At 44.7% G+C, this 14,397-nt stretch carries 7 protein-coding genes, 2 tRNA genes and 2 rRNA genes; all 11 read right to left on the bottom strand.

Translation table 11 applies throughout. The features are described 5' to 3' along the window. Nucleotides 1-52 precede the first annotated feature (52 nt). A 23S ribosomal RNA gene (locus MHB79_RS00055) occupies nucleotides 53-2,983 on the bottom strand. Between the two features lie 98 nt (nucleotides 2,984-3,081). Beyond that, nucleotides 3,082-3,157, bottom strand: a tRNA-Ala gene (locus MHB79_RS00050). A 14-nt stretch (nucleotides 3,158-3,171) separates the two neighbouring features. Continuing rightward, nucleotides 3,172-3,248: transfer RNA gene (locus tag MHB79_RS00045), tRNA-Ile, on the bottom strand. A 95-nt stretch (nucleotides 3,249-3,343) separates the two neighbouring features. Further along, nucleotides 3,344-4,892, bottom strand: a 16S ribosomal RNA gene (locus MHB79_RS00040). The 16S and 23S rRNA genes sit together here with 2 tRNA genes alongside, the layout of an rRNA operon. Nucleotides 4,893-5,257: 365 nt before the next feature. Then, nucleotides 5,258-7,759: a DNA gyrase subunit A gene (gene gyrA, locus MHB79_RS00035; RefSeq protein WP_050944679.1), complete on the bottom strand. Its 2,502-nt coding sequence runs from the start codon at nucleotides 7,757-7,759 to the stop codon at nucleotides 5,258-5,260. Nucleotides 7,760-7,991: 232 nt separating this feature from the next. Next, nucleotides 7,992-9,908: a DNA topoisomerase (ATP-hydrolyzing) subunit B gene (gene gyrB / locus MHB79_RS00030; RefSeq protein WP_034620352.1), complete on the bottom strand. Its 1,917-nt coding sequence runs from the start codon at nucleotides 9,906-9,908 to the stop codon at nucleotides 7,992-7,994. Nucleotides 9,909-9,965: 57 nt separating this feature from the next. Beyond that, on the bottom strand, nucleotides 9,966-10,211 hold the full coding sequence (gene remB / locus MHB79_RS00025) for an extracellular matrix regulator RemB (RefSeq protein WP_212046499.1): 246 nt from the start codon (nucleotides 10,209-10,211) through the stop codon (nucleotides 9,966-9,968). A 17-nt stretch (nucleotides 10,212-10,228) separates the two neighbouring features. After that, complete coding sequence (gene recF / locus MHB79_RS00020; RefSeq protein WP_003215341.1) at nucleotides 10,229-11,341, bottom strand: DNA replication/repair protein RecF; 1,113 nt, start codon at nucleotides 11,339-11,341, stop codon at nucleotides 10,229-10,231. Between the two features lie 16 nt (nucleotides 11,342-11,357). Then, on the bottom strand, nucleotides 11,358-11,573 hold the full coding sequence (gene yaaA / locus MHB79_RS00015) for a S4 domain-containing protein YaaA (RefSeq protein ID WP_003215257.1): 216 nt from the start codon (nucleotides 11,571-11,573) through the stop codon (nucleotides 11,358-11,360). Nucleotides 11,574-11,723: 150 nt separating this feature from the next. Next, nucleotides 11,724-12,860, bottom strand: a complete 1,137-nt coding sequence (gene dnaN / locus MHB79_RS00010; protein WP_050944677.1) for a DNA polymerase III subunit beta — start codon at nucleotides 12,858-12,860, stop codon at nucleotides 11,724-11,726. 196 nt (nucleotides 12,861-13,056) lie between these two features. After that, nucleotides 13,057-14,397, bottom strand: coding sequence for a chromosomal replication initiator protein DnaA (gene dnaA, locus MHB79_RS00005; RefSeq protein ID WP_003214781.1), 1,341 nt, complete (start codon nucleotides 14,395-14,397; stop codon nucleotides 13,057-13,059).

The raw sequence follows: 14,397 nt of genomic DNA, 5'->3' as shown, positions 1-14,397 counted from the left end.
GAGAATGTTCTCTCAAAACTAGATAACAATGTTCAAACTTCACATTAGAATATAGGTTAAGTCCTCGATCTATTAGTATCTGTCAGCTCCACGTGTCACCACGCTTCCACCTCAGACCTATCAACCTGATCATCTTTCAGGGATCTTACTTCCTTGCGGAATGGGAAATCTCATCTTGAGGGGGGCTTCATGCTTAGATGCTTTCAGCACTTATCCCGTCCGCACATAGCTACCCAGCGATGCCCTTGGCAGAACAACTGGTACACCAGCGGTGCGTCCATCCCGGTCCTCTCGTACTAAGGACAGCTCCTCTCAAATTTCCTGCGCCCGCGACGGATAGGGACCGAACTGTCTCACGACGTTCTGAACCCAGCTCGCGTACCGCTTTAATGGGCGAACAGCCCAACCCTTGGGACCGACTACAGCCCCAGGATGCGATGAGCCGACATCGAGGTGCCAAACCTCCCCGTCGATGTGGACTCTTGGGGGAGATAAGCCTGTTATCCCCGGGGTAGCTTTTATCCGTTGAGCGATGGCCCTTCCATGCGGAACCACCGGATCACTAAGCCCGACTTTCGTCCCTGCTCGACTTGTAGGTCTCGCAGTCAAGCTCCCTTGTGCCTTTACACTCTGCGAATGATTTCCAACCATTCTGAGGGAACCTTTGGGCGCCTCCGTTACATTTTAGGAGGCGACCGCCCCAGTCAAACTGCCCACCTGACACTGTCTCCCTGCCCGATAAGGGCAGCGGGTTAGAAGGTCAATACAGCCAGGGTAGTATCCCACCGATGCCTCCACCGAAGCTAGCGCTCCGGTTTCCAAGGCTCCTACCTATCCTGTACAAGCTGTACCAACATTCAATATCAGGCTGCAGTAAAGCTCCACGGGGTCTTTCCGTCCTGTCGCGGGTAACCTGCATCTTCACAGGTACTATAATTTCACCGAGTCTCTCGTTGAGACAGTGCCCAGATCGTTGCGCCTTTCGTGCGGGTCGGAACTTACCCGACAAGGAATTTCGCTACCTTAGGACCGTTATAGTTACGGCCGCCGTTTACTGGGGCTTCAATTCGCACCTTCGCTTACGCTAAGCGCTCCTCTTAACCTTCCAGCACCGGGCAGGCGTCAGCCCCTATACTTCGCCTTACGGCTTCGCAGAGACCTGTGTTTTTGCTAAACAGTCGCCTGGGCCTATTCACTGCGGCTTCTCGGGGCTTTAACACCCTAAGAAGCACCCCTTCTCCCGAAGTTACGGGGTCATTTTGCCGAGTTCCTTAACGAGAGTTCTCTCGATCACCTTAGGATTCTCTCCTCGCCTACCTGTGTCGGTTTGCGGTACGGGCACCTCTCACCTCGCTAGAGGCTTTTCTTGGCAGTGTGGAATCAGGAACTTCGCTACTAAATTTCGCTCGCCATCACAGCTCAGCCTTCACGGGAAACGGATTTGCCTATTTCCCAGCCTAACTGCTTGGACGCGGATATCCAATACCGCGCTTACCCTATCCTCCTGCGTCCCCCCATTGCTCAAATGGTGAGGAGGTGGTACAGGAATATCAACCTGTTGTCCATCGCCTACGCCTTTCGGCCTCGGCTTAGGTCCCGACTAACCCTGAGCGGACGAGCCTTCCTCAGGAAACCTTAGGCATTCGGTGGACGGGATTCTCACCCGTCTTTCGCTACTCATACCGGCATTCTCACTTCTAAGCGCTCCACCAGTCCTTCCGGTCTGACTTCACAGCACTTAGAACGCTCTCCTACCACTGTTCGTAAGAACAGTCCGCAGCTTCGGTGATACGTTTAGCCCCGGTACATTTTCGGCGCAGAGTCACTCGACCAGTGAGCTATTACGCACTCTTTAAATGGTGGCTGCTTCTAAGCCAACATCCTGGTTGTCTAAGCAACTCCACATCCTTTTCCACTTAACGTATACTTTGGGACCTTAGCTGGCGGTCTGGGCTGTTTCCCTTTCGACTACGGATCTTATCACTCGCAGTCTGACTCCCAAGGATAAGTCATCGGCATTCGGAGTTTGACTGAATTCGGTAACCCGGTAGGGGCCCCTAGTCCAATCAGTGCTCTACCTCCGAGACTCTTACCTTGAGGCTAGCCCTAAAGCTATTTCGGAGAGAACCAGCTATCTCCAGGTTCGATTGGCATTTCACCCCTACCCACACCTCATCCCCGCACTTTTCAACGTGCGTGGGTTCGGGCCTCCATTCAGTGTTACCTGAACTTCACCCTGGACATGGGTAGATCACCTGGTTTCGGGTCTACGACCACGTACTCATGCGCCCTATTCAGACTCGCTTTCGCTGCGGCTCCGCATCTTCTGCTTAACCTTGCACGGGATCGTAACTCGCCGGTTCATTCTACAAAAGGCACGCCATCACCCTTTAACGGGCTCTGACTACTTGTAGGCACACGGTTTCAGGATCTATTTCACTCCCCTTCCGGGGTGCTTTTCACCTTTCCCTCACGGTACTGGTTCACTATCGGTCACTAGGGAGTATTTAGCCTTGGGAGATGGTCCTCCCGGATTCCGACGGAATTTCACGTGTTCCGCCGTACTCAGGATCCACTCTGGAGAGAACAACATTTCAGTTACAGGGCTGTTACCTTCTTTGGCGGGCCTTTCCAGACCTCTTCGCTTATATCGTTCCTTTGTAACTCCGTATAGAGTGTCCTACAACCCCAAGAGGCAAGCCTCTTGGTTTGGGCTGTTCCCGTTTCGCTCGCCGCTACTCAGGGAATCGCATTTGCTTTCTCTTCCTCCGGGTACTTAGATGTTTCAGTTCCCCGGGTATGCCTTCTCATACTCTATGTATTCAAGTATGGATACTACTCCATTACGAGCAGTGGGTTTCCCCATTCGGAAATCTCCGGATCAAAGCTTGCTTACAGCTCCCCGAAGCATATCGGTGTTCGTCCCGTCCTTCATCGGCTCCTAGTGCCAAGGCATCCACCGTGCGCCCTTTCTAACTTAACCATTTCTTACTTTAGAAAGAATCACTATGTGTGATGAACTTTGCATTGCATTCAATGTGAATGTATTACTTATTGTTATCTAGTTTTCAAAGAACACGTTGGTGGAGCCTAGCGGGATCGAACCGCTGACCTCCTGCGTGCAAGGCAGGCGCTCTCCCAGCTGAGCTAAGGCCCCGATTTAATAGAAGATGGTGGGCCTGAGTGGACTCGAACCACCGACCTCACGCTTATCAGGCGTGCGCTCTAACCAGCTGAGCTACAGGCCCATCTTTCATATCGAAGATATGATGTTGTAGGATCTTTTGCAAGTTCCTTCAAAACTAAACAAGACGAAAACGCACACTGCTCCATATATCCTTAGAAAGGAGGTGATCCAGCCGCACCTTCCGATACGGCTACCTTGTTACGACTTCACCCCAATCATCTGCCCCACCTTCGGCGGCTGGCTCCATAAAGGTTACCTCACCGACTTCGGGTGTTGCAAACTCTCGTGGTGTGACGGGCGGTGTGTACAAGGCCCGGGAACGTATTCACCGCGGCATGCTGATCCGCGATTACTAGCGATTCCAGCTTCACGCAGTCGAGTTGCAGACTGCGATCCGAACTGAGAACAGATTTATGGGATTGGCTAAACCTTGCGGTCTCGCAGCCCTTTGTTCTGTCCATTGTAGCACGTGTGTAGCCCAGGTCATAAGGGGCATGATGATTTGACGTCATCCCCACCTTCCTCCGGTTTGTCACCGGCAGTCACCTTAGAGTGCCCAACTAAATGCTGGCAACTAAGATCAAGGGTTGCGCTCGTTGCGGGACTTAACCCAACATCTCACGACACGAGCTGACGACAACCATGCACCACCTGTCACTCTGTCCCCGAAGGGAAAGCCCTATCTCTAGGGTTGTCAGAGGATGTCAAGACCTGGTAAGGTTCTTCGCGTTGCTTCGAATTAAACCACATGCTCCACCGCTTGTGCGGGCCCCCGTCAATTCCTTTGAGTTTCAGTCTTGCGACCGTACTCCCCAGGCGGAGTGCTTAATGCGTTAGCTGCAGCACTAAGGGGCGGAAACCCCCTAACACTTAGCACTCATCGTTTACGGCGTGGACTACCAGGGTATCTAATCCTGTTCGCTCCCCACGCTTTCGCTCCTCAGCGTCAGTTACAGACCAGAGAGTCGCCTTCGCCACTGGTGTTCCTCCACATCTCTACGCATTTCACCGCTACACGTGGAATTCCACTCTCCTCTTCTGCACTCAAGTTTCCCAGTTTCCAATGACCCTCCCCGGTTGAGCCGGGGGCTTTCACATCAGACTTAAGAAACCGCCTGCGAGCCCTTTACGCCCAATAATTCCGGACAACGCTTGCCACCTACGTATTACCGCGGCTGCTGGCACGTAGTTAGCCGTGGCTTTCTGGTTAGGTACCGTCAAGGTGCGAGCAGTTACTCTCGCACTTGTTCTTCCCTAACAACAGAGCTTTACGATCCGAAAACCTTCATCACTCACGCGGCGTTGCTCCGTCAGACTTTCGTCCATTGCGGAAGATTCCCTACTGCTGCCTCCCGTAGGAGTCTGGGCCGTGTCTCAGTCCCAGTGTGGCCGATCACCCTCTCAGGTCGGCTACGCATCGTCGCCTTGGTGAGCCATTACCCCACCAACTAGCTAATGCGCCGCGGGTCCATCTGTAAGTGACAGCCGAAACCGTCTTTCATCCTTGAACCATGCGGTTCAAGGAACTATCCGGTATTAGCTCCGGTTTCCCGGAGTTATCCCAGTCTTACAGGCAGGTTACCCACGTGTTACTCACCCGTCCGCCGCTAACATCCGGGAGCAAGCTCCCTTCTGTCCGCTCGACTTGCATGTATTAGGCACGCCGCCAGCGTTCGTCCTGAGCCAGGATCAAACTCTCCGAAAAAGTACAAAACCGAAGTTTTGTTTTTCGTCAGCGTTTGACTGACTACCTATGATATAACATAGGATTTTTTATAAAAACTCGAATTAACAGGTACGTTTTGTCTTGTTTAGTTTTCAAAGAACTTGTGTGTCACTCTCTTAAAGCGACCACTTAAATATATCATATATCTCTATCAACAGTCAACATTTTTCTTAAAAAACATTTTGTTTTTCTAAGAAGTTTTTACTGGGGAATGAGATAAAAAATAGAGCCTCTTTTTGCTCCTTTGAAAGATTAACACATATCTATGAAAAAAGCATTATAAATTTCAAAAAAAGTGATGTTTTTTCAAAAAAAATAAAGCCGGTGAAAAACCGGCTTTATTTTTACTCAGATTGCTCTTGATCTGAATCTATATTCTCTACGTTCTCTTCATTATCTTCATCGTCTTCTTGTGATTGTTCAACTAATGCCACTGTTGCGACATGTTCCTCATCACCAAGACGGATTAGGCGGACACCTTGAGTGACACGGCCTGTTGTCGAAATGTCTGAAACGGCCATACGAATGATGACACCGCTCCCTGTAATAATCATCAAATCTTCTTCAGCTTCAGCATTGGTCGCCTTCACTGTGACAAGCGGACCATTGTTGTCAGTGATCTTGCATGTTTTAAGACCTTTACCGCCTCGAGTTTGAACACGATATTCTTTTTCAGGCGTTAATTTACCATAACCTCTTTCGGTTACGATCAATACGTTTGCATCTGGCTCAAGGATTTCCATTCCAACGACGATGTCATCCTCAGAAAGTGTAATCCCTTTGACCCCAGCTGCCGTACGTCCCATTTCACGAACATCTGTCTCGGCGAAACGAATCAGCATCCCCTTTTTCGTCCCAATGATGATTTGTTTTTCTCCATTGGTTAAACGAACAGCCATCAGTTCATCTTCGTCACGAAGGCTAAGTGCAATAAGACCGTTGTTTCGAATGTTAGCGAACTGAGACAATGTCGTCCGTTTGGATACACCGTGTCTTGTTGTAAAGAAGAGGTACGAATTTTCATCAAATTCGCTTACTGGAATAATGGCGTTAATCCATTCTCCCTTTTCTACTTCAAGAAGGTTAATGATCGGAATCCCTTTCGCTGTCCGTCCGAATTCAGGAATCTCATACCCTTTCGCACGATATACCTTCCCTTTATTAGAGAAGAAAAGAATCGTATCGTGGGTCGATGTTGAAATCAACTGTTCAACGAAATCATCTTCGTTGGTTCCCATTCCTTGGACACCTTTACCGCCTCTTTTTTGACTGCGGTATGTTGATGCAGGGAGACGCTTGATATAACCATTATGCGTCAGCGTAATCACGATGTTCTCAACAGGAATCAAATCTTCGTCTTCAATTGTTTCAATACCCGCTGTCACAATTTCAGTACGGCGCGTATCATTGAAGCGTTCTTTAATTTCTATTAATTCTTCTCTAATGATTTCAAGTACTTTCTCATTGTCTGCTAAAATGGCTTTTAATTCAGCAATCAAATCAACAAGTCCTTTATATTCATCTTCTATCTTTTCTCGTTCTAGACCAGTCAAACGCTGAAGTCGCATATCAAGAATGGCCTGTGCCTGTTTTTCAGACAAGCTATAGTTCTCCATCAAACCATTTCTCGCAATTTCCGCAGTTTGAGAGCCTCTAATTAAAGCAATGACTTCATCTAAGTGATCAAGTGCAATTCTCAGACCTTCTAAAATGTGTGCTCTTGCTTCTGCTTTACGTAGCTCATACGCTGTTCTTCTGCGAATGATCACTTTTTGATGCTCTAGATAGTACTCTAGACATTGTTTGAGGGACAAGACTTTCGGCTGTCCATCAACAAGTGCTAATAAGTTGATACCAAAAGACGTTTGAAGTGTCGTTTGTTTATAAAGATTGTTTAATAGAACATGAACGTTTGCATCTCTACGCAGTTCAATGACAATACGCATACCATTACGATCTGATTCATCACGCAAGTCTGTAATGCCATCAATCTTTTTATCACGCACAAGATCAGCAATTTTTTCAATTAAACGGGCTTTGTTGACTTGGTAAGGGATCTCATTGATAACAATGCGCTGTTTACCACTAGATGTTTCCTCAATATCCGATTTTGCTCTTAATGTAATAGAGCCGCGCCCTGTCTCATACGCCTTCCGAATACCACTTCGGCCAATGATTTGACCTGCTGTTGGGAAATCTGGGCCTGGGATGATGTCCATAAGTTCCTGTGTGGTCATTTCAGGGTTTTGACTGATAGCCAATACTCCATCAATCACTTCACCTAATTGGTGTGGCGGAATATTGGTCGCCATTCCTACAGCAATTCCTGTCGCTCCGTTTACCAATAAGTTCGGGAACCTTGCAGGCATCACCATTGGCTCTCTTTCACTGCCGTCATAGTTATCCTGATAATCAATGGTATCCTTAGTGATATCACGGAGGATTTCCATAGAAATCTTCGATAGACGTGCCTCGGTGTAACGCATCGCCGCTGCTCCGTCTCCATCGACTGAACCAAAGTTTCCATGACCATCTACTAACATATAACGATAGTTGAAGTCTTGCGCCATACGAACCATCGCTTCGTATACAGCACTGTCACCATGAGGGTGATACTTACCGATAACTTCCCCGACGATACGTGCAGATTTCTTAAATGGTTTATCACTTGTCATACCTAGGTCATTCATCGCATACAAAATTCTTCGATGCACGGGCTTTAATCCGTCACGCACATCTGGTAATGCACGCGACACAATCACACTCATTGCATAATCTAAAAAAGACGTACGCATTTCCTGACTAATATTCACTTCGCGTACATTTGGTGTATGTTGTTCACTCACTATAAGAACCTCCCTTTACGTATCACATGAAATAAATTATGTGGGAGTAAAATATGTATTTATCTTCACAAGACTATTCTCCATTATATCAATAATCTCGTCTTTATACACATTTATTTACTAGAAAATCAGCGAAAACACGGAAAAACAGGACATTGGTTACACGCCCCTATTTCTTGAAAAACAACCTTATTCCAAACAAGAAATAAGGTTGTTCTCAGTAGGGATCTATCTAAATATCGAGGTTTTTCACGTATTGCGCATTTTCTTCGATAAAGTTTCTTCTCGGCTCTACTTTATCTCCCATGAGCATTTCAAATGTCTCATCAGCATCGATCGCATCCTCAAGTGTGACTTGAAGAAGTGTTCTCGCATCAGGGTCCATTGTTGTTTCCCAAAGCTGAGTTGCGTTCATTTCTCCAAGACCTTTATAGCGCTGAAGTCCAGGTTTTGGTGTTTGAGGCAATGTCTTTAGCAGCTCATCTAGCTGTTTATCGTTATACACATACTCAACACGTTTACCTTGCTGCACTTTAAATAAAGGTGGCTGCGCAATATACACATAACCGTTTTCAATGATTTCACGCATGTAGCGATAGAAGAATGTTAAAAGCAGCGTTCGAATGTGCGCTCCATCGACATCCGCATCCGTCATGATCACAACTTTGTGATAGCGAGCTTTCTCTAAATTAAAGTCTTCTCCGATTCCAGTCCCTAACGCTGTAATCATTGACCGAACCTCGTTGTTCGATAGAATTTTATCTAGTCGCGCTTTTTCTACGTTTAGGATCTTCCCTCTTAACGGTAAGATTGCTTGGAAGTGACGATCACGACCTTGCTTAGCAGATCCACCCGCAGAATCTCCCTCTACGATATAAAGTTCAGAGATGGAAGGGTCTTTAGAAGAACAATCCGCCAGTTTCCCCGGTAAGCTGGAGACTTCCAGTGCACTTTTACGTCTTGTCAGCTCACGTGCCTTTTTGGCAGCCATTCTTGCACGAGCTGCCATCACGCCTTTCTCCACAATTTTCTTTGCAGCATCAGGGTTCTCTAAGAGGAATTTCTCAAGTGCTTCAGAGAAAAGGGAGTCGGTAATGGTTCTTGCTTCTGAGTTACCGAGCTTTGTCTTCGTTTGTCCTTCGAATTGAGGATCTGGATGTTTGATGGAGATAATGGCTGTTAAGCCTTCTCGCACATCTTCACCGCTCAAATTCGAGTCTCCATCTTTGAATACGCCATTTTTACGAGCATAATCATTGATGACACGTGTCAGACCTGTTTTAAAGCCTGCTTCGTGTGTTCCGCCTTCATACGTGTTGATATTGTTGGCGAAGGAATAGATGTTGCTTGTATAGGAATCGTTATATTGTAATGCCACTTCAACCGTGATTCCATCTTTTTCACCTTCGATGTAAACGGGTTCTTCATGAACGACTTCTTTTGAGCGATTTAAATGTTCTACATAGCTCTTAATACCGCCTTCATAGCAGTATTCATTTCGTCGTTCTTTCCCCTCGCGTAAATCTTCAATAACGATGTTGACACCTTTTGTTAAGAAAGCTAACTCACGTACACGGTTGGCAAGTGTGTCGTAATCAAATTCAATGGTTTCAGTAAAAATTTCTGTATCTGGCACAAAATGAGTGGTTGTCCCTGTAACATCTGTTTCACCAATGATCTCTAAATCTCCAACTGGAACACCACGTTTGAATTGTTGATAATGAATTTTCCCATCACGATATACAGTCACGTCTAAGGTCGTAGATAACGCATTAACAACAGATGCCCCTACGCCATGCAGACCGCCAGATACTTTATAACCGCTGCCGTCAAATTTACCGCCAGCGTGAAGAACAGTCATAATAACCTCTACAGCAGGACGTCCCATTTTCTCATGAATCCCAACAGGAATTCCGCGGCCATTATCTTTCACTGTAATGCTATTATCCTTTTCAATTTGCACCGTAATATCTGTGCAATATCCAGCTAAAGCCTCATCAATACTGTTGTCGACAATTTCCCATACAAGATGGTGAAGTCCTTTTGCACTGGTTGACCCAATGTACATTCCTGGACGTTTTCTAACAGCTTCTAGTCCTTCAAGCACCTGTATCTGATTTTCATCATAACTATTATGTTGCTGTTCCATTGCCACGTACATTCACCTACACTTTTCTTAAACGATATATTTATATGAATTGAGCTTTTAGACTTCAATTTCAATCACAAATGAAGCACGTTTTTTGAGCGTGCTTGAGGAAAGAGGAGAGTAATAAACAGATTTAGTTGTGACGACGATGGATTTGGGTGTCCCTTGTGATAACGAAATGATTTGTCTTTCGTGTTTTAGGAGAAACTCTTCCACAACAGAAGACGACCTCATTTTGTAATCAACAATTGCGACAATCTCTCGTGTAGAAACAACACAATCATCACCTAAATGAATATACAAGACCCACACCTCATTTATCAGTCAATTACTTTTCCACTGGCTACTCTGAAAATTTCCGCTTCTTTCAAGGTGGCGTGATCGATGCCTTCAACACTTGTTGTGGTGACGAAGGTCTGTACACGTCCCTGAATGGTATGGAGCAAATGAGACTGTCTGTAATCATCAAGTTCAGATAAAACATCATCGAGTAGAAGAATGGGATATTCTCCAATCTCTTCGTGTATCAAGTCGATTTCTGCCAGCTTTAGTGAAAGAGCTGTTGTTCTTTGCTGCCCTTGAGAGCCATATGTCTGAACATCCCGACCATTCACAAAGAAAAGAAGGTCATCTCTGTGAGGTCCCCACAGCGTCACTCCTCGGTCTATTTCTCTGTCTCTTAGTTTCTGAAACGATTCTTCATAGCTATTCTTTATTTTCGACAAGTCTGACGCTTCTGATACCTCTATCGCCGTGTGGTATTGGAGCGTGAGTGTTTCTAGCTCTCTAGAAATGCCAAAATGCAACGGCTGCGCCCATTTCTCGAGCTGTTTCGTAAAAGTCAGTCGTCTTTTGACAACTTTCGCTGCCGCATCAATCAACTGCTCTGTTAAAACCTCCAGCATCGCTTGATCCTTTTGCTTTCTTGTCTGCAATTGTTTCAAGTAATGATTCCGCTGAGAGAGAATTTTTTGATAGAGCGATAAATCATGCAAGTAGACAGCAGAAACTTGTCCAATCTCCATATCGAGAAATCTTCTGCGGATTTGCGGGCTGCCCTTCACAAGACTTAAGTCCTCTGGTGCAAACATGATGGTGTTTAACGCACCAACATAATGACTGAGCTTCTGTTGTTCAATGTGATTGACCTTGCCCTTTTTCCCTTTTTTTGAGATCACTAGCTGCATTGGGAGTGGACCATTTTTTTTGATGACTCTACCTTCTATTTTAGCATAGTCTTGGTCCCATCGGATAAGTTCTTTATCATTTGACGTACGATGCGACTTTGCCATCGACAATACATAGATCGCTTCCATCAAGTTCGTTTTACCTTGGGCATTCTCACCGATCATGACATTCACCTTGTTGTCGAATTGAAGCTCGGTGTGTTCATAGTTTCGGTATGAAGTTAACGCCAGACTTTGAATGTACATGTATTGTCACCCGTTTCTAATTCACAACTTGAAATGTGCCATAACCTTCTATCTCGACAACATCTCCTGGGTATAGTTTGCGTCCCCGTCTATTATCTGGCTCTTGATTAATGAACACCTCATGTTCACTTAAAAACCATTTCGCCATTCCGCCAGATTGGATGACTTCGGCTAATTTCAAAAACTGCCCTAATGTAATCATTTCTTTCTCAATGGTTATAAGATTAGGCATTGTATCGACCTCTTTCAATATCACTAATATCTAATTGTACTAAAAAACAAGACAAGAAGGAAAGGGGGAAAGCGAACTGGGATGAAAGAAAGCATGGTAAACGAGAAGAAAAGCTGCTGTGCACTCTCACAGCAGCTATTTTAGATTGAATTAATATGTTCTGACTGGAAGAATCAACTGCAAGATTGAATCATCATTTGGTGTGCGCAACAGGAAAGGTCTCATGGCGCCAGTAAAGCTTACATGAATTTCTGTTCCCTCTAATACTTTTAACGCATCCAGCATATATTTTGGACTGAAGGAGATTTTAAGGTCCTCCCCTTTAATGTCATCTGCTTGAACCGTTTCGACTACTTTACCGATCTCAGGTGAATTAGAAGAAATCTCAAGGCTTTGTTCAGGATCAGCTGACAGCTTTACGACGTTATTGCGTCCTTCTCTTGCCAAAAGTGATGCACGATCAATAGCTTGAAGGAATTCCTTCGTGTTGACCACGACATCCGTTTTACTTTCCTGCGGGATCAGGCGAGCTGTATCTGGATAATTACCATCCAGCAATCTTGAGAAGAACAACACGTTTTGTGCTTTAAAGAGAACTTGTGTTTCTGTAATTACGATGCTCACAAGATCTTGTCCATCATCAAGGATTCTACTTAGCTCTGTTAAACTTTTCCCTGGAATCACGACATTGTATGAGCTTTCCTCGTCAATATCCAACTTCGCTTTTCTTAAAGCAAGACGGTGGCTATCCGTCGCTGTGCATATTAATTCACCTTTTTCTACCCTCCAGTTTACACCTGTCAAGATAGGTCGTGTTTCTGAGGTGGACACTGCAAAAACAGTTTGACGAATTAAGTTTTTAAGCAGGTCTGTCGGAATTTGAAATGCATGATGCTCTTCAATTTGCGGAAGATGCGGATATTCCTCAGCATCTAAGCCGTTTAAGTTAAATTCCGCTGAACCAGAACGGATGATGGTGAGGTGATTTTGTTCTACTTCAATTTCGACAGTAGCCATTGGCAGTTTCTTCACAATTTCACTAAAGAAGCGGGCCTGAAGCACAATACTCCCTGGACGATCAATCGTGATCACTTCTAAATCTCCATCTCTTTGAGAAATAAAGGATTCAATTGAGATATCAGAGTCGCTTCCTGTGAGAGAAACCCCCTCATCAGATGCAACAATTTTTATCCCTGTCAAAATAGGTATCGTTGTTCTAGAGGATACGGCCTTTAATACATCTTGGACACTTTCGACAAGACGATCTTTTTGAATCGTGAATTTCATAGTGGTCCTCCTAAATTTTCTTAATGACATGTATATATATTTTATTAATAAAAATCGTAGAAGTAATAGTAGGGCTTGTGAATATGTGGATAAGTCGGTAATAAGAAAGGAAAGACAGCCTATCCACATGTGGACAGACTGTGTATGACTATGCTCTAGTTATTCACATTTTCCCGTACTTATTATATCAGCTAGGTTATTTTAATTGTTCTTTGATTTCTTTCACATGCTGCTGAAGCTGTTCATCTTCAACGATTAATTTCGAAATCTTCTCATGAGCATGAATGACAGTCGTATGATCACGACCTCCAAATTCTTCTCCTATTTTAGGCAGAGAGGAATCGGTCATTTCTCTAGAGAGATACATGGCAATTTGTCTTGGATAAGCAACTGACTTCGTACGTTTCTTCGCTTTGAAATCCTCTAAGCGAATATTAAATTGCTGCCCTACAATTCTTTGAATATCTTTAATTGTAATGATCCTTGGCTTCGATGAAGGAATGATGTCCTTTAGCGCTTCAGCTGCTAGATCCGCATTGATATCTTTATTAATTAAAGAAGAATAAGCAACGACACGAATCAAAGCACCCTCCAGTTCACGAATGTTGCTGTCGATTTGATTGGCAATATAAAGCATGACTTCATTCGGAATGTCTAATCCCTCTGCTTTTGCCTTTTTTCGTAAAATCGCAATACGCGTTTCTAAATCTGGCGGGGTAATGTCTGTGATTAAGCCCCATTCGAATCGAGAGCGTAATCTGTCTTCAAGTGTCGGAATTTCTTTCGGCGGCCGATCACTAGAAATGACGATTTGCTTACTTTCTTCGTGAAGTGTGTTGAATGTATGGAAAAATTCTTCTTGTGTTTGTTCTTTTCCAGCTAAAAATTGAATATCATCTATCAAAAGCACATCGACATTCCGATAGCGATTACGGAAATCGACAGCTTTGTTGTCTCGGATTGAGTTGATAAATTCATTTGTAAATTTTTCAGATGATAGATAGACCACTTTGGCTGATGGATTATGGTCGATGACATAATGACCAATCGCATGCATCAAGTGAGTCTTTCCTAAACCAACGCCCCCATAAATAAAGAGCGGATTATATGCTTTTGCTGGTGCTTCCGCAACTGCAAGTGAAGCGGCATGCGCAAATCGGTTGCCTGAACCAATAACAAAAGTATCAAATGTATATTTTGGATTCAGCATATTTTGTGGAATATCGACGGGATCTTCTTTAGACATTTTTTTAATTGGAGACTTTGGCATAGCTTCCACTTCATCCTGATTTTGAGGAATAATAAATTTAATACTGAGCTCTTCACCTGTCAGTTCGTAGATGGTATCAGCAATTAAGTGAAGATATCTTGATTCCAGCCAGTCTCTAGCAAATTCATTTGGTGCGGTAATTGTAAGCGTATCACCTTGAAGAGAATGGGCTTTTGTCGATTTCATCCATGTCTCAAAACTGGGCTTGCTCAACTTTGTCTCTATTTTTTGAAGTGCTTTATTCCACAGATCCAAAATATTTTCCAT

It is taken from the genome of Bacillus sp. FSL M7-0558, from assembly GCF_038003245.1.
GTDB lineage: Bacteria > Bacillota > Bacilli > Bacillales > Bacillaceae > Bacillus > Bacillus pumilus.
Note: the sequence above shows the minus strand (reverse complement) of the source record. Positions and strands in the feature narration are given on the sequence as shown.